Source organism: Selenomonas sp. oral taxon 126 (assembly GCF_001683335.1).
GTDB lineage: Bacteria > Bacillota > Negativicutes > Selenomonadales > Selenomonadaceae > Centipeda.
Map to the genome: position 1 here is coordinate 1,905,006 of NZ_CP016201.1, position 15,599 is coordinate 1,920,604.

Below are 15,599 nucleotides of genomic sequence, written 5' to 3' on the forward strand. Positions count from 1 at the left end.
TTCATGCTGATCTATGTCTTGGCAGTCCTTGTTGTTCTGCTGCTCATCATTCTGTTTCGCTATCTGCCGCGGCGGGTCTTTCTGATCTTTGTCACCTTGCTCATCGTGCTCGGTGGCATCGTCTTCCGCATACAGACCGCAGAGCGTGCTCCGGAGCCGCTGACAATCGAGGAACGCGCCGCCCTTGCACGGGAGCAGGAGATCTTTACCCCGTGGTGGGGGGCATATCAGAAACAGATTGCAGAACTTGACCGCAACTGGACGCGCTTTCATCAGATTCTCTCCGATGCGAAGGAGGGGGAGACGGATCTCGAGATTACCTATGCGCGCCTTGTGGATCTCGAGCGCGACATGGTCGAGCTGCGCGTGCGCATGGAGCAGAACGCTCCGCCGATCGAACTCTCGAACCGCGTCTACGATCCGCTTGCCGTCATCATGGCAAAGACGAACGACTATGCCGCAGCTCAGCAGAAGACGATCACACTGACGCGTGCTGCAGCTGATCCTGCGGCGATGCGGGAGCAGAATCCCGCCGAGCAGGCGCGTCTCCTGGAACTCGTCATGCTCCGCGAATCGCCCATTGCGCTCTTTATCAGCGATGAGGTCGGTCTCATCCGCCGCCATTTTGCACCCGTTTCAGCATCGCATGCAGAGAAAGGAAAGTCCGGTGAGGCGCAGGAGGACGATGAAAAATCGCTCGACAAATAGCGTGTTTTGAGATATAATCCAACTTGTGCTTTACTGCGCTCGTAGTCCAGTGGATAGGACGTTAGCCTCCGGAGCTGAAAGCGTGGGTTCGACTCCCGCCGAGCGCACCATATGTGAATCTGTCCTGTGGAATTTCTGCAGGACTTTTTTATTAGGAAAAACTGAAAAAGGATTTTGATGGACTGTGAAGAATATTTACAGGAAGGAGATTTTTATTTTTTCGTTAGGAGATGAATGAATGGCGCGAAAAGAGGTGCAGGCATCGGTGCGCCCGGTGCTCATGCGCAGCTTACATTTGAAAAAAAATGCGTTCCGGCAGTTTTTCTACGAGAGTTCGCTTCGTTTCGGGCAGCAGATTGGCAGGGATATTGCAGAGCTGAAGGACGAGACGGCGTCCATCGTCAACAAGAAGTACATGTTCTCGCTTGCAACGGAGAAGAGCGGCGCGCAGAGCTTCCTGAAGTGGATTTCCGATGAATTCAACGCAGAGGATGTGTCGCATGAGCAGGAGGAGCGTCTGCGCCGCCTCGTTGCGGAGTATCCGAAGATCCGCTCCTACATCCGCATCGAAGAGGATCAGCTCCTCTTCGATCACGACCGCTTTGCCGAGGATGTTGTGGCGGGGCGGTTTAAGGAGACGATCTTCGGCATCACCTTCGATATCCAGAGCGTGACCGAAACGGCGATCAATACGGGCTCTGTGGCGCTCGACTTCTCCATCGAGCCGTTTAAGAAGCAGCTCCTCTATGCCGATCACGTGCGTGCAAATATTCAGCCCTATGCCGAGCGCCTCCTGACGGATATGAGCCTCGGGCATTGGGATCTCTACGAGGAACTGACGGAGGAGGGGCGCGAGGACAGCGTCTGCCTGCGTCTGCCGCCGACGGATTTCCTCGTGGCACGTCCGCCGCAGATGGATGTCATCATGAACGGCACCTGCGCCATTGACTTCGGCACGCGCAGCACGGTTGTCGTCTGCCGTGACCGCGAGGCGCGCCTCCTGCGCATCGGCAAGGGGGACTACGAGAACGAGCCGACGATTCAGGACTATGAGAACCCGACGGCAATCGAGCTGATCGACATTGAGAAGTTCAAGCAGCTCTATCGCGCGCGCGAGGGGCGTCCCTTTACGGAGTGGGCGCAGGTGACGGCGTCCCACCAGGCAGCGGATGCAATCTTTGAGCGGCAGTCCACGGAGGGCATCGCCGTCTACTACTCCGTATTCAGCGAGCTCAAGCGCTGGACGCGCGACACGGCGAACTCCCCGATCCTCAAGGACAGGCGCGGCTACATCCAGGAGGTCAAGCCGTATGCGGAGACGCAGCCGCTCGATGCGGGCGGGTTTGACCCCATCGAGATCTATGCCTACTACCTCGGTCTCTACATCAACAATATGCACCGCAACATCTATCTCGACTACATCCTCTCCTTCCCCGTGGGCTATGAGAAGAGCGTACGTGAGCACATCCGCATGAGCTTCGAGCGCGGTCTCAGAAAGACCCTGCCGAAGGCGCTGCTGGACGATGCCGAGATGATGCGCCGCTTCCGCGTCTACGACGGCGCAAACGAGCCTGCGGCATACGCGATCAGCGCGCTCGAGGCATACGGACTCGAGCCGAAGCGCGTGGGCGAGGAGGTTGCCTACGGCGTATTCGACTTCGGCGGCGGCACGACGGATTTTGATTTCGGCGTGGAGTATGTGCCCGAGAACGGGCGGCGCAAATTCGTCATTGAGCAGTTCGGTTTTGGCAGCGATATGTATCTCGGCGGCGAGAACATCCTCGAGCTGCTCGCCTACGAGGTGTTCAAGGACAATCTCGCGGAGATGCGCCAGCACAAGATTACGTTCGCATTGCCGCCCGAGAGCGAGACCTTTGCGGGGGCAGAGGCGCTCGTGCGTGAGACGCGCGACGCGGCCTCGCATCTGAACAACAAGATCCTCGCCGAGCGTCTGCGTCCCTTCTGGGAGAGGCGTGCGGGCTATGAGGAGTTCGCGGCGGGGGACAGCTTCGATACGAAGATTACGCTGTTCTCATCCGAGAAGACGGGGAATGCGGGGAACCGCGCAGAGATCAGCCTGCACATCGACGTGCGCAAGCTCGAGCGCACACTTGAGAACCGCATCCGCCGCGGCGTTGAGAATTTCTTTCAGGCGATGGCAACGGCATTCAAGGGTCGAGATGTGCGCCAGATCCACATCTTTCTCGCGGGCAACTCCTGCAAGGCACCGATGGTGCGCAAGCTCTTCGACGAGTACATTGCGCGTCAGATCAATGCACTGCATCAAATGACGCCCGATCGTCCTGCGGACAAGACGGCTGCGGCGGGCAAGAAAACGGAGGCAAACACTAAGGCTCTGCCCACACAGAGCAAGGACGCCCCCTTCCTCCTCTATCTCCCGCTTGGCATGGAGGACGAGGAGAAGGAGAAAAAGCTCCTCCACGACGGCTTTGACCGTCTGCGTACGGGCAAGACGGGTGTCGCATTCGGACTTCTGCGCTGCCGCAAGGGCGGGAAGGATGTCAAGATCATCAACAAGAATGTGGACGAGCACGACGAACTGCTCTTCCCATACTTTCTCGGCAGTCTCAACGAGCGCGGCTGCTTCAAGGTGGACATCGACGCGCGCATTGACTACGGTGTGTGGACGTATTTCACCTATGCGGATGAGGATGAGTTCGAGCTCTACTACACGCAGGAGCCGCGTGCGCTCAAGGGGCATATGAAGGCCGCCGAGGTGCGCATGGTGCGCTGCATGATCGACGCGGATGATGTGAGTGATGACGATACAGTCGGTGTCTACATCCGCAAGAAATCGCCGAATACGATCGAATACACCGTCGCTTCGGAAAAGAGCCTCGGGGCAAAGACGTACAAGGGAACGATCTACACCGTCCGTCTGGGTTGAAATGCGCGTCGGAAAGGAGCGCTGTCATGCAACATTTGCCATTTAAGAACTATATGGAGGATGCCGTTGCGCGTATGCTCAACCGCCTCGCCCCGCAGTATCCCGACATCTGTATGTGCGAGCGCTGCCGTACGGATATGATGATGATCGCGCTGAACAACCTCCCGCCGCGCTACGTCTCCACACACAAGGGCGATGTCCTGCAGCGCGTCGAGGGTATGGAGATCCAGTATGAGGTGGAGGTACTGACCGAGACCATGCGTGCGATGCAGATTGTCGACGGTCAGCCGCATCATGGGCGCAACGAAGAAGGTATTTGACTTTGCAAAAGAAACACCCGCAGATAAAATTTGTCAAGCGGGTGTTTTTTTGCTAAAATAAAGAAGAAATCAAAGGCGATCTGCGCGTCGGCGTCTCTGAAGAGGCGCGGGCGCATTTCTTTTATTGTCTGTCATTCGGGAGAGGAAGCTGTTATGTTCGCGAGGCTGAGGCGTGATATCCGCGTTGTCTTTGAGCGCGACCCTGCGGCGCGGAGCACGATTGAGGTGCTGCTCTGTTACGGCGGGCTGCACGCCATCTGGCTGCACCGCATCGCGCACGCGCTCTACAAACGCGGCTGGGTGCTCCTCCCGCGCCTGATCTCGAATCTCGGTCGTCTCCTGACGGGCATCGAAATCCATCCGGGGGCGACGATCGGCGAGGGGCTCTTCATCGATCACGGCACGGGCATCGTCATTGGCGAGACGGCGGAGCTTGGAAAGAATGTCACGCTGTATCAGGGCGTGACGCTCGGCGGCACGGGCAAGGAGAAGGGAAAGCGCCACCCGACGCTCGGCAACAATGTCGTCGTCGCCTCGGGCGCGAAGGTACTCGGCTCGTTCACGGTCGGCGATCATGCAAAAATCGGCGCGGGTTCTGTTGTACTGAAGCCCGTGCCCGCACACGCAACCGTGGTCGGCATCCCGGGACGGATCGTTATGATGAACGGGCAGCGCATACGTACGGAGGCGGACTTTCACAGGGCACGGGAACTCGCCCTCGAATGTGAGGAGAGTGCGGAGGAGCTCGTGAGCGAGCTGGACGTCGACCTCGATCACGATATGCTGCCCGATCCCGAGGCGGAGATGATCGAGCAGATGCGACAGGAGATCGAGGCGCTGAAGGCGCGCCTCTCTGAACTGGAAAAACGAGCATAGGGGGACTATCATGCTGAGTGTTTACAATACAATGACGCGGAAAAAGGAAGAGTTCCGTCCGTTGCGTGCGGGTGAGGTCAGCATCTACTGCTGCGGGGTGACGCCGTACAACGATCCGCATATCGGGAACGCGCGTCCCTTTGTCACATGGGATGTCATCCGCCGCTATCTGGCGCGCAAGGGCTATGCAGTGCGCTACATCCAGAATTTCACGGATGTGGACGATAAGATCATCAACGCCGCAAACCGCGAGGGTGTGACGTGGAAGGAGATCTCTGACCGCTACATCGCTGCGTATTTCAAGGCGATGGACGCGCTGAACGTGCGCCGTGCCGATGTGTTCCCGCGCGTCTCCGAGACGATGGAGGACATCATCCGCATGATCGAGACGCTCGTCGCACGCGGCTATGCGTATGCGACGGCGGCGGGCGATGTCTACTACCGCGTGGAGGCGTTTGCACACTACGGTCGCCTCAGCGGGCGCAGCCTCGACGATATGGAGGCGGGCGCGCGCGTCGAGGTCAACGAGACGAAGGAACACCCGATGGACTTCGCCCTCTGGAAGGCGGCAAAGCCGGGCGAACCATCGTGGGAGAGTCCGTGGGGCGCGGGGCGTCCCGGCTGGCACATCGAGTGCTCGGCGATGTCCGTGAAATACCTCGGGGAGGTGTTTGACTTCCACGGCGGCGGCAACGACCTCATCTTCCCGCATCACGAGAACGAGATCGCACAGGCAGAGCCGTGCATTGACGGTGACGAGAAATTTGCGCGATATTGGCTGCACAACGGCTTTATCACGATCGACAACGAGAAGATGTCGAAGTCGAAGAACAATTTCTTCACGGTGAAGGACATCCTCAAGGAGTTCCCGGGCGAGGTCATCCGCTTCTTCATCCTGCAAACGCATTACCGCAGCCCGCTCGATTTCAGCGACGAGCGTCTGCGTGAGGCGCAGACGGCGCTCGAGCGTCTGCGCAACGCAAATGCCGTGATTGCAGACCTCGCGAAGCACGAGGGCGCATCGGATACGGCGGCGGAGCTTGCGGCACAGGCGGAGACATTCCTGCGCGACTTCGATGCGGCGATGGACGACGACTTTAATACAGCGCTTGCCATCAGTCAGATGTTCGGCCTCGCGAAGGAGATTAACCGCTACCATCAGGAGGTGGAGCGCGGCGCTGCGTTTGATGCGGCGAACTTCAAGAAGGCAGCGGACGCCTATCATGCGATGGCGGAGATCATCGGCATCTTCGAGCAGGAGGAGGCGGCTGCGGACGATGGACTGGCGGACGCCCTCATGGAGCTCATCATCGGCATTCGCCAAGAGGCGCGCGCGGCAAAGAATTGGGCGGTTGCGGACAAGATTCGCGACGGACTGAAGGAAGCGGGTGTCGTGCTCGAGGATACGCCGACGGGCGTGCGCTGGAAGAGAGCGTAGTGCGTGAAGTTTGAACGGTTTCAACAGCTTGTGCGCATGATGTTCCTGCCCGATGAGGCGGGCAATATCCGCACGCGCTATGAGGATGTGGATGCCGCAAGCGTGCATCCGCTCGTCCTCGCCTATGTGGGCGATGCCTATTTTCACCTCTACGTGCGCATGCGCCTCCTCTCGTATGAGCAGGCACAGGTGCAGGCACTCCATGCGTTCAGCGCGCAGATTGTCTCGGCGCTCTGGCAGGCGCGCGCCTATCGCGGTATTTCGGAGATGCTCACGGAGGAGGAGCAGACGATCTACCGTCGCGCGCGCAATACGAAGAGTCACGCGCCGCGCAGTGCGTCCGTGGCGGACTATCACACGAGCACGGGCTTTGAGGCGCTGCTCGGCAGCCTCTACATTCGCGGCGAGCGGGCGCGGCTTGAGGAGATTGCTGAGGCGGCATTTCAGATCATCGCAAAAGAGATGATGGAGAATATTCAGCGGGAGCAACATGATGGAAATTAAACTGATCTCAAAGACACCGAACTATCTCAAGACCTGCTGGACGGCGGCGCGGACGTGCTACAGCGCGGATTCGCCGATCGAACTGCTCGCCGAGGAAAAGACGGACGAGGAGATGCTGCGTCTCCTCGAGCGCATTATGACGAGTAAGCATCTCTCGGTCGTGGAACACTGCTCCATGACGTTTGCGGTCAAGGATGTGTCGCGCACCCTGCTCGCGCAGTACAGCCGCCATCGCATCGGCGTGTCGCTGAGCGTGCAGAGTCAGCGCTATGTCTCCGAGCAGTCTGCAAAGCAGGCGGACGGGCTCTTCGGTCACGTCGTTCCGGAAACCATCGCTGCAAATGAGGAGACATATGCGCGCTATATGGCGTGCATGCGCGAGATCCAGACGGCGTACGACGATCTGCTTGCACTTGGTGTGGCCAAGCAGGATGCGCGCTTCGTCTTACCGGGCGGGGCGTGCACGAATTTCGTCACGACGCTCAACCTGCGCTCCTTTATGGATGTGTACGAAAAGCGCGTCCTGACCCCCGGTGCACAGTGGGAGATCAAGGAGATGATGCTCCGCATGCGCGATTTGATCGTCGCGGCGGAGCCGTGGCTGGAACGATTCATTCCGCGCGGCTGAGAGTGAGGGAGCACATATGAAACGGACAGAGCATCACGCAGAGGAGCATACGGATGAGCGTCCCTCGCACATTCTTGCAGGACGCCACGCCATCACGGAGGCGATCAAGGCGGGGCGCGGTATCAATCGCATTTTGCTCGCGGACGGGCTGCATGGAAACGGTGTGCGGGAGCTGCGCGATCTCGCACGGGAGTACGGCATTACGCTGGACATCGTGAATCGCTCCAAGCTGGATGCTGTCGTGCCCGAGGGGGTGCGTCATCAGGGCGCGCTCGCCTACGTTGCACCCGTCGCCTATGTCGCTGTCGAGGAGATCATCGCGGCGGCGCGGGAGCGCGGCGAGGATCCGCTGCTGCTCCTCCTCGACGGCATCGAGGATCCGCAGAACCTCGGGGCGCTGCTCCGCACGGCGGATGCGGCGGGCGTGCACGGGATCCTTCTCCCGCGCCGTCACAGCGTCCCGCTGACCGAGACCGTCGCACGTGTCTCGGCAGGTGCGCTCGAGTACGTCCCCGTCGCGCGTATCGGCAACATCGCGCAGACCATGCGTGCGCTGAAGGAGCAGGGCTTTTGGATCGCGGGCGCGGATATGGCGGGGGAGGAGACCTATGACCGCGCGAACCTCACAGGCGCACTCGTACTCGTCATTGGCAGCGAGGGGCGCGGCATGAGCCGCCTCACGCGCGACCTCTGCGACTTTACCGTGCGTCTGCCGATGTGCGGCAGGATCAACTCGCTCAACGCCTCGGTTGCGGGCGCAATCCTGATGTACGAAGCATTGCGTCAGCGCACGGCGAAGGCGGCGCAGCATGGCTAGGCAGCGGGCGTCCGAATACTACCTCGTCGACGGATACAACGTCATCAACGCGTGGCCGGAGCTGATCCGCCTGCGCGGCAACCTCGACGAGGCACGGGATGTCCTCGTACACATCCTCACAGAGTATGGCGCATTTGAGAACTATGAGATGACCGTCGTATTCGATGCATTCTTTACCGAGGACGAGGAGCACGCGCTGCAGATCACCGACCGTATGCGGGTCATCTACACGGGGGCGGGCGAGACGGCGGACAGCTGTATCGAGCGCCTTGCCTACATGGCGGTGCGTGCGGGGCGCGAGGTACACGTCGTCACCTCGGACGGCGCGGAGCAGAGCGTCATCCTCGGTGCGGGCGCCTACCGCATCACGTCGCCGGAGCTGCGCCGTTCTGTAAAAAAGGCGAAAAAGCTGATGAAAGCGGAATATATCGGCGCACATACACAGCCCCTCGGGCGCATCGAGGTGCATGAACGCCTTGACCGCGATACACTCGCGCGGCTTGAGGAAATGAGACGAAAAAAATAACGGGATTGCTGCACGAAGTCGTTTTGACTCGTGGAACAGTCCCGTTTTTGTGTGTGCCGATCTCACCACCGCTTTGTCTTGCGCCAGAACGAGGGGCGCAGGAGGATGAACAGTGTGAAGATCTCGAGGCGGCCGAGGAGCATGGAGAGGCAGAGGAGGCTCTTTGCGAAATCCGAGAGCGGCGCATAGGTCGATGTCGCACTCACGATGCCGAAGGCGGGCCCGATATTGCCGAGCGTCGTGACGGCGACGGCAATCGCATCGAACGGCAGCAGTCCGTCCATTGTAAGGAGGAATGCCGTCACAAAGATGATTGCGAGATAGAGGAAGAAGAATGTCCCGACGCGCAGGAGCATCGCACTGTCGACGTGCGCGCCGCCGAGCGAGATGTCCACGACACGGTGCGGATTGAGCTTTTGCAGGATGACGGCGCGTGCATTGCGCACGAGGAGGATGATGCGCGCGACCTTGATTCCGCTTGCAGTTGAACCGGCACAGCCGCCGATGAGCATGAGGAGGAGCAGCAGCATCTTTGAGAACGTCGGCCACGTCTCGAAATCCGCCGAGACAAAGCCCGTCGTCGAGAGCGATGTCGCCTGAAAAATGGCGACGCGTGCCGCCGCTCCGCCGTCCATGCCCATCTCGATGATGAGGTTCAGGGCGATGAGCAGGATCGCAATGAGGATCATCGAGAGATAGGTGCGGAACTCCGTGTTGCGCAGGATGACGGACGGACCTTTGACCCACGCACGGTAGTAGAGCGAGAAGCTGCCGCCCGCGAGGAACATGAAGAGGGCAGTCCACAGCTCGAATGCGAGACTGTGAAAGTGCATTGTGCTGTCGTCGTATGTCGAAAAGCCGCACGTCCCGATGGTCGACATTGCGTGCGTGATTGCAACGGCAAAATCCACGCCACAGAGCATGAAGATACCGGTTGTCACCGCCGTGAATACGAGATAGATCTTGAAGAGTGCCATCGTCATGTCACGCAGGCGCGGCATGACGCGATCCGTCGTCGGTCCTGCGCCCTCGGCGTTATACATATAGATCGTGCTCGCGCCGGACTGCGGCAGGAGCGCAATGAAGATAACGATGATGCCGAGACCGCCGATCCACGCCGTCATCATGCGCCAGAAGAGGACGCTGTACGGCAGACCGCCGAGTGAGGCGAAGACGGTCGCGCCCGTCCCCGTAAAGCCCGAGATACTTTCAAAGAGCGCGTCGAGAAAGCCAAGATAATTGCCGAGGAGATAGGGGAGCATACCGAGGAATGTTCCCGTGAACCAGCCGAATGCCGTGATGGCAATGCCCTCGCGCGCCGTCAGTTCCTCGGCGCGCCGCCCGTAGCGGCGAAAGCCCACGCCCGCGAATGCGCTGACGAGGACGGAGAGCATGAACGCCTCGCGGCTCGGCTCGGCGCCCGCAATGGCGAGGATGAGCGGAATCACGAGTGCGCCCGCCATTGCGAACGAGAGGCGCGAGAGAATGTAGTTGACTGTGTAGATATTCATAGCTTTCTACCACCTGTGCCCCGTGTCCTCGAAGAGTGTGCCGAGGAGGAGGAAGAATGCAAAGATCTCGATGCGCCCGAGGATCATGAGCAGGGTGCAGACGAGCTTTGTCCATACGGGCAGAGCCGCAACCGTGTCGAGATCCGCGAGCGAGGCGACGCCGCCCGTTGTCGTCAGACAGGCGACCGTCAGCGTGATCGTCTCGATGGGACTGAGCCCGGCGAGGGCGATGAGGAGACTGCTGACGGAGAAGACGGCGGCAAAGAAGAAGGCGAGCACGAGAATACGCCCCGCAGAGTGCAGGGGCACGACCTCGCCGCCCTGCCGCACGGCGAATACCATGCGCGGATGCAGGGTCCGCAGCAGCTCTGTCCAAGCGAGGGAGATGAGTACGAGGAGACGCGAGATGCGAAAGCCCCCTGCCGCCGAGCCCATGCAGCCGCCGATGACCGCGAGCAGGATGAGCAGCAGCGTGGAGCCGCTGTGAAGCGGTATCTCCGCCTGCAGCACGAGTCCGTTCGTCGAGAGAAAGGAGATCGCGTAGAAAAAGCTGTAGCCGAGTGCCTGTGCGAACGGCTGCGTGCCGTGGAGGAGGGGCGGTATGACGAGTATTGTTCCCGCCGCGAGAAAGAGCAGGAAGAAGGAGCGCAGCTCCATGTGGCGTGTGAGCATCGCGCCCGATCTGCGGTGCAGGAGCTGCCAGAGCGTGAGGAGGGGCAGCGCCGAGAGCAGGGCGACCAGTCCCGCACCCAGCATGAGTGCGGGGGTGGGGGGCAGCCCGCCCGTCATTGGCCCTGCGCCCGAGGAGATGGTAAAGAGGGCGAGGATGAGCGCAGGGAAAATTTCGTCCCCCGCCATTAGATAGATGCCGACTGCGACGGCAGTGATGGCGATGTAGAGCAGCGTCATCTCGCGCATGGGGCGCGTCATACGGTTCCACAGCGGGCTGAACAGGCGCTCCTGCCGCACGGAGAAGTCCACGCCGAAGCACCCGCTGACGACGGGGAGCACTGTTACGAGGATCACGACGAAGAGCAGCCCGCCGAACCAGCTCATGAGTGCACGCCAGAGGAGGAGTGTGGGAGGGAGTGATTCGCCGAGCGCGGTCATGCCCGTCGTTGTGAGTGCGGAGATGCACTCAAAGAACGTATCCGCAGGTGAGAGATGCAGCCCCGCGAGATGGAACGGCAGCATGCCGAGCACGGCGAGCAGAAACCAGACGGCGAGCAGGAAGAGCGTGCCCTCCTGCACCGAGAGCTGGCGCATATGGCTGCGCCCCATATTGCCGAACACCATGCCGAGGATCGCGGTGAGCACGCCGAGCGCGAGAAACGAACCCGCCAGTGAATCACCGTGGGCGAAGCCATAGGCAAACGGGATGAGGTACAGCGGCGCAAAGACATATGCCGTGCGCCCCATGAGCACCCAGAACAGATCAAAACGCATCAGTCATCTCCAAAATAGGCGAGCGCCTTTTTCGCAAAGCTCTTGAGGACGAAGAGGATCACGCGGTCGCCCGGCAGGAGCTCCGTCATGCCGTTCGGAATTGCCGCCTCCTCATTGCGCACATAGGCGCAGACAAGGCATTCGCGCGGGAGATTGGCGTTCATCAGCTTCTTTCCCACAATCGGTGCGCCGCTGCTGACGATCACCTCAAGCGCCTCCGCACGTGCGCCCTCGAGCAGGGTCACGCGTGTCACGTCTCCGCCACGCGCATAGGCAAGCACCTCGCTCGCCGAGAGCAGACGCGCCGAGAGGGCGATGTTGACGCCAACCTTCTCCATGAGGTCGATGTATTCGTTGCGGTCGACGCGCACGACCGTCTTGATCCGATTGTTCGAGAGGTGGCGCGCGAGGAGGGCGAGCATGAGGTTCAGCTTGTCGTCCTCTGTGAGGCAGACGATGACATCCGCCTCCGCGACGCCCTCCTCCGTCAGGAGGTCGATGTCCGTTCCGTCGCCGCAGATCGCAAGCCCCGCTGTCAGCTTCTCCGCGAGCATCTCACAGCGCTCGCGGTCTCGGTCAATCACCTTTACCTGTACGCCCTGCCGTTCGAGCAGAAGCGCAAGTGCGCGTCCCGTGCGTCCCGCACCGATGATGGCGGCGCGGGTCAGTTTGTGTGTGTCGCTCGGCACGAGGCTCTGGCTGAACTCCTCGATACGGTCGGGCAGTCCGATGAAGTAGGCGTTGTCGCCGGGCAGGAAGACATCGTCGCCGTGCGGGATAATCATGCGGTGGTCGCGGAAGATGAGCCCTGCGAGGACACCCTGCGGCAGCTTTAGACTTTTCAGCGGCGTGCGCGCGATGGCGGAGCGGCGGCGGATGCGCGTCTCGAAGAGGCGCACCTTGCCCTGCGCGAAGTCCTCCACGTTGAGCGCGGCGGGGGTCATGAGGGTGCGATTGATTTCGCTTGCGGTGATGAGCTCGGGGTTGAGCACGAGGTCGATATCGAAATTCTCTTTGAGATAGCGCCCCGCCTCGACGGTGAAGCTCATGTCGCGGATGCGTGCGATCGTATGCGCGATGCCGTGTTTCTTTGCAAGCACGCAGGCGACGATGTTCACCTCGTCGCTGTTGGTCACGGCGATGAGGATGTCCGCGCTGTTGATGTCGGGGTCGTTCATCGTGAGAGGGCTTGCGATATTCGCCTCGATCGTCAGCACATCGAGCGTTGTCTTTGCCGCCTCAAGCTGGCTCTCCTCGCCGTCCACCACCACGACATCCATGCCCTCCTCCGAGAGCAGCGCCGCAATGCTGTAGCCCAGCCTCCCCGCACCCGCGATTACGATCCGCACAATGAGTCCCTCCTGCGTATACTGAGTGAAATATAAAGAAGTATACCATATATTTTCGGTAAGTTAAACTCATATTGAGGAGGGTACAGGAGGAAATGGATTGAAAGAGAATTTTATTTTGATATAATTGGAATAGGCGAATTTTTCTGATAGATGTGACTGGAAATGGAGTGAAGATTATGCGGCAGAGCGAGAAAAACACTGGAATATACGAAAGATCAGAGCGGCAATATCTCGCGCATATAGATAAGATAAGCGGACGTAAACAGGGGCTGCATGCACATCTTGAAAATGTCTCCGTGCGTTCCGGGGACTTTGCTGCAGCCTTTGGAGAGGAAGCAATGGGACGTTTGGTTGGAGCGTACCACGACATTGGAAAGTATTCGAACGAGTTTCAAGACTACATCCGCGCCTCTGAGGAAGAACAGAAGAAAAAGCACGGTAAAATTGACCATTCGACGGCAGGTGCCAAGGAGATCGCACAATTAGGCGGCGCGGCACCTGTATTGGCACTCTGTATTGCCGGGCATCATGGCGGGATTCCCGACCTTGGCACGAAAGTGGATACGGCAGCAGAGTCCACGCTTGTAGGGCGGCTTAAAAAGGAGGTGCCGGACTATCATTCCTATCGTGAAGAGAATGCAGTCCCCCTTTTGCCGGCATCGTCGCTTTTTTCCAAGGTATCACATATCCCTTTTTCGACAATGCTTTATACACGCATGCTATTTTCCTGTCTTGTTGACGGGGATTTTCTGGATACGGAATATTTTATGTCTGGCGGAACCGTCGAGCGCAGCGATTTTCCGTCGATGGAGGTGCTCCTTGAACGATTGCAGAGTGCCTTTCGAGAGAAATATTTTGCGCCGCAGTCTGTCGAGGTGCAGGAGCGGCTGAATGAACCCATCAATCGAAAACGGATGCAACTGCTCCAAGAGTCGATTGCGGCAGGCAAGAGTGCTAAAGGCCAATTATACCGCATGAACATCCCGACAGGAGGTGGGAAAACAATCTCGTCGCTCGCATTCGCCTTGCATTATGCTGTGCATGCCGCTCACAAGCGCAGGCGTGTCATTTATGTAATACCGTATACGAGCATCATTGAGCAGACGGCGAAGGTGTTCCGCGAACTGTTGGACTCCGACTGCGTTGTCGAGCATCATCAGAATGTGGACTATGACGATACGACTGATGAGATGAACCGCAAGAGGCTCGCAGCAGAGAACTGGGACGCTCCGATCATTGTCACGACAAACGTGCAGTTCTTCGAATCACTTTTTTCAAATCGGCCGTCAAAGTGCCGCAAACTCCATAATATTGCAGAGAGCATCATCATCTTTGATGAAGCACAGATGATTCCTATTGAATTTCTGCGCCCGTGTATGGAAGTTGTACAGGATCTTGTACGTCACTATGCCTGTACCGCTGTCCTGTGCACGGCGACACAGCCGCCGCTCGAAAAAATCTTTGCGGATGATATACAGCCGATCGAGATTTGCCCTCATGTGATGGAAAATGCTGCGTTTTTTCAGCGGGCAAAGATTCGGATGCGCGTGGGGATGATGATCGGGGATTTGGCTGCAGAACTGGAACCCCATGGGCAGGTACTCTGTATCGTTAATCTGAAACGGACGGCACAAGAGGTTTTTGAGCGAATGGAAGAAAAAGAGGGCACGTATCAACTGTCCACAAATCTCTATCCAGTGCATCGCGCGCAGGTTTTGGAAGAGATTCGAGAACGGCTGAGGGCAGGGAAGCCCTGTCGCGTGATCTCTACCAGTCTTGTAGAGGCGGGTGTCGACCTCGACTTCCCCTGTGTCTACCGCGAGATGAATGGACTCGACAGCATTATACAGGCAGCAGGACGCTGTAACCGTGAGAATAAGCGGACGGCGGAGGAGAGTATTGTGCATGTGTTTTCGCTCGAGGATGTATCAAAAAAGAGTTTCCTCCCTGCGGACACGACCCGAATCGTTGCGCGAAGCTATGGAGAAGATCTGGGGAATCCAAGGGCGATTCGCATGTATTTCAACGAGCTTTATGATCTGGGCGGAGAGAGGCGTCTGGATCAAAAGAAGGTTATGGAAATATCGAAGAAGCTTTCCTTTGCTGAAGTTGCAGAAAAATTTCGCTTGATTGAGGAGCAGACAACTCCTGTTCTTATTCCGGAGGCGTATGAAGCGAAAGCCTTGCTGCAGCGACTCGAAGGAGGAGAGCGAACGCGTAGCCTGATGCGAAAAGCAGCGCGTTATATGGTTTCCCTTCGACCGAGTAGGTTGGATGGATTGGTGAGGCAAGGGAAGATTCGAATGTTGGATGAAGAATTTGCGGTTCTGGAAGATATGAGTGTCTATGATAGGAAGCAAGGATTGAAGGAAGATGTGTGAAAAATAAGAACGGGGAGATTATACAATCTCCCCGCCCCGGACACATAAATACGAGCAACCATAAATTTCAATCCCCGCATAGTTATATCTATGCGACAATGACATTTTATTATGTGGAAATACTCTTGTCAAATTTTCTTGACAGACTAACCTTTTTCCGACTATATTTAATAAAGCAAACATA

At 58.4% G+C, this 15,599-nt stretch carries 13 protein-coding genes and 1 tRNA gene; 11 read left to right on the forward strand and 3 right to left on the reverse strand.

The genetic code is table 11. The features are described 5' to 3' along the window. Positions 1 to 3 precede the first annotated feature (3 nt). The 10 genes from AXF19_RS08620 to AXF19_RS08665 all read left to right on the forward strand — a co-directional run bounded on the left by AXF19_RS08620 (position 4) and on the right by AXF19_RS08665 (position 8,725). Complete coding sequence (locus AXF19_RS08620) at positions 4 to 708, forward strand: hypothetical protein (RefSeq protein WP_066850160.1); 705 nt, start codon at positions 4 to 6, stop codon at positions 706 to 708. Positions 709 to 743: 35 nt separating this feature from the next. Continuing rightward, positions 744 to 818: transfer RNA gene (locus AXF19_RS08625), tRNA-Arg, on the forward strand. Positions 819 to 946: 128 nt separating this feature from the next. Then, positions 947 to 3,616, forward strand: a complete 2,670-nt coding sequence (locus tag AXF19_RS08630; RefSeq protein ID WP_066847702.1) for a hypothetical protein — start codon at positions 947 to 949, stop codon at positions 3,614 to 3,616. Positions 3,617 to 3,642: 26 nt separating this feature from the next. Continuing rightward, positions 3,643 to 3,936 carry a late competence development ComFB family protein gene (locus AXF19_RS08635; RefSeq protein WP_066847704.1) on the forward strand — a complete coding sequence of 98 codons (294 nt, stop codon included), beginning with the start codon at positions 3,643 to 3,645 and terminating at the stop codon, positions 3,934 to 3,936. Between the two features lie 153 nt (positions 3,937 to 4,089). Next, positions 4,090 to 4,812 (forward strand): serine O-acetyltransferase, encoded by a 723-nt coding sequence (gene cysE / locus AXF19_RS08640; protein ID WP_066847706.1) that lies wholly within the window; start codon positions 4,090 to 4,092, stop codon positions 4,810 to 4,812. Between the two features lie 10 nt (positions 4,813 to 4,822). Next, complete coding sequence (gene cysS / locus AXF19_RS08645) at positions 4,823 to 6,250, forward strand: cysteine--tRNA ligase (protein ID WP_066847708.1); 1,428 nt, start codon at positions 4,823 to 4,825, stop codon at positions 6,248 to 6,250. Positions 6,251 to 6,253: 3 nt separating this feature from the next. After that, positions 6,254 to 6,754 (forward strand): Mini-ribonuclease 3, encoded by a 501-nt coding sequence (locus AXF19_RS08650; protein ID WP_066847710.1) that lies wholly within the window; start codon positions 6,254 to 6,256, stop codon positions 6,752 to 6,754. After that, positions 6,744 to 7,382, forward strand: a complete 639-nt coding sequence (gene thyX / locus AXF19_RS08655; protein ID WP_066847712.1) for an FAD-dependent thymidylate synthase — start codon at positions 6,744 to 6,746, stop codon at positions 7,380 to 7,382. Before AXF19_RS08650 ends, thyX begins: the two co-directional genes overlap by 11 nt. 16 nt (positions 7,383 to 7,398) lie before the next feature. After that, on the forward strand, positions 7,399 to 8,199 hold the full coding sequence (rlmB, locus tag AXF19_RS08660) for a 23S rRNA (guanosine(2251)-2'-O)-methyltransferase RlmB (RefSeq protein WP_066847721.1): 801 nt from the start codon (positions 7,399 to 7,401) through the stop codon (positions 8,197 to 8,199). Then, complete coding sequence (locus AXF19_RS08665) at positions 8,192 to 8,725, forward strand: NYN domain-containing protein (RefSeq protein ID WP_066847724.1); 534 nt, start codon at positions 8,192 to 8,194, stop codon at positions 8,723 to 8,725. The genes rlmB and AXF19_RS08665 overlap by 8 nt, the downstream gene beginning before the upstream one ends. 62 nt (positions 8,726 to 8,787) lie before the next feature. On the opposite strand, the gene AXF19_RS08670 is transcribed toward AXF19_RS08665, so the two are convergent. Genes AXF19_RS08670 through trkA form a run of 3 tightly spaced genes read right to left on the reverse strand, consistent with a single transcriptional unit; the run spans position 8,788 to position 13,031 of the window. Beyond that, entirely contained in the window at positions 8,788 to 10,236 is a 1,449-nt protein-coding gene (locus tag AXF19_RS08670) for a TrkH family potassium uptake protein (RefSeq protein ID WP_066847731.1), read from the reverse strand. Between the two features lie 6 nt (positions 10,237 to 10,242). Continuing rightward, a complete protein-coding gene (locus AXF19_RS08675; protein ID WP_066847733.1) occupies positions 10,243 to 11,682 on the reverse strand; it encodes a TrkH family potassium uptake protein in 1,440 nt (479 codons plus the stop codon). Further along, positions 11,682 to 13,031, reverse strand: a complete 1,350-nt coding sequence (gene trkA, locus AXF19_RS08680) for a Trk system potassium transporter TrkA (RefSeq protein WP_066847735.1) — start codon at positions 13,029 to 13,031, stop codon at positions 11,682 to 11,684. Before trkA ends, AXF19_RS08675 begins: the two co-directional genes overlap by 1 nt. 179 nt (positions 13,032 to 13,210) lie before the next feature. Between trkA and AXF19_RS08685 the strand changes: the two genes are divergently transcribed. After that, a complete protein-coding gene (locus AXF19_RS08685; protein WP_066847736.1) occupies positions 13,211 to 15,415 on the forward strand; it encodes a CRISPR-associated helicase/endonuclease Cas3 in 2,205 nt (734 codons plus the stop codon). The last annotated feature ends 184 nt before the right edge of the window (positions 15,416 to 15,599 follow it).

Bases quoted from the DNA above. Each gene is read 5' to 3' on its own strand.
- AXF19_RS08620 (WP_066850160.1), top strand. From the start codon at position 4: ATGCTGATCTATGTCTTGGCAGTCCTTGTTGTTCTGCTGCTCATCATT.
- AXF19_RS08630 (WP_066847702.1), top strand. From the start codon at position 947: ATGGCGCGAAAAGAGGTGCAGGCATCGGTGCGCCCGGTGCTCATGCGC.
- AXF19_RS08635 (WP_066847704.1), top strand. From the start codon at position 3,643: ATGCAACATTTGCCATTTAAGAACTATATGGAGGATGCCGTTGCGCGT.
- cysE (WP_066847706.1), top strand. From the start codon at position 4,090: ATGTTCGCGAGGCTGAGGCGTGATATCCGCGTTGTCTTTGAGCGCGAC.
- cysS (WP_066847708.1), top strand. From the start codon at position 4,823: ATGCTGAGTGTTTACAATACAATGACGCGGAAAAAGGAAGAGTTCCGT.
- thyX (WP_066847712.1), top strand. From the start codon at position 6,744: ATGGAAATTAAACTGATCTCAAAGACACCGAACTATCTCAAGACCTGC.
- rlmB (WP_066847721.1), top strand. From the start codon at position 7,399: ATGAAACGGACAGAGCATCACGCAGAGGAGCATACGGATGAGCGTCCC.
- AXF19_RS08665 (WP_066847724.1), top strand. From the start codon at position 8,192: ATGGCTAGGCAGCGGGCGTCCGAATACTACCTCGTCGACGGATACAAC.
- AXF19_RS08670 (WP_066847731.1), bottom strand. From the start codon at position 10,236: ATGAATATCTACACAGTCAACTACATTCTCTCGCGCCTCTCGTTCGCA.
- AXF19_RS08675 (WP_066847733.1), bottom strand. From the start codon at position 11,682: ATGCGTTTTGATCTGTTCTGGGTGCTCATGGGGCGCACGGCATATGTC.
- AXF19_RS08685 (WP_066847736.1), top strand. From the start codon at position 13,211: ATGCGGCAGAGCGAGAAAAACACTGGAATATACGAAAGATCAGAGCGG.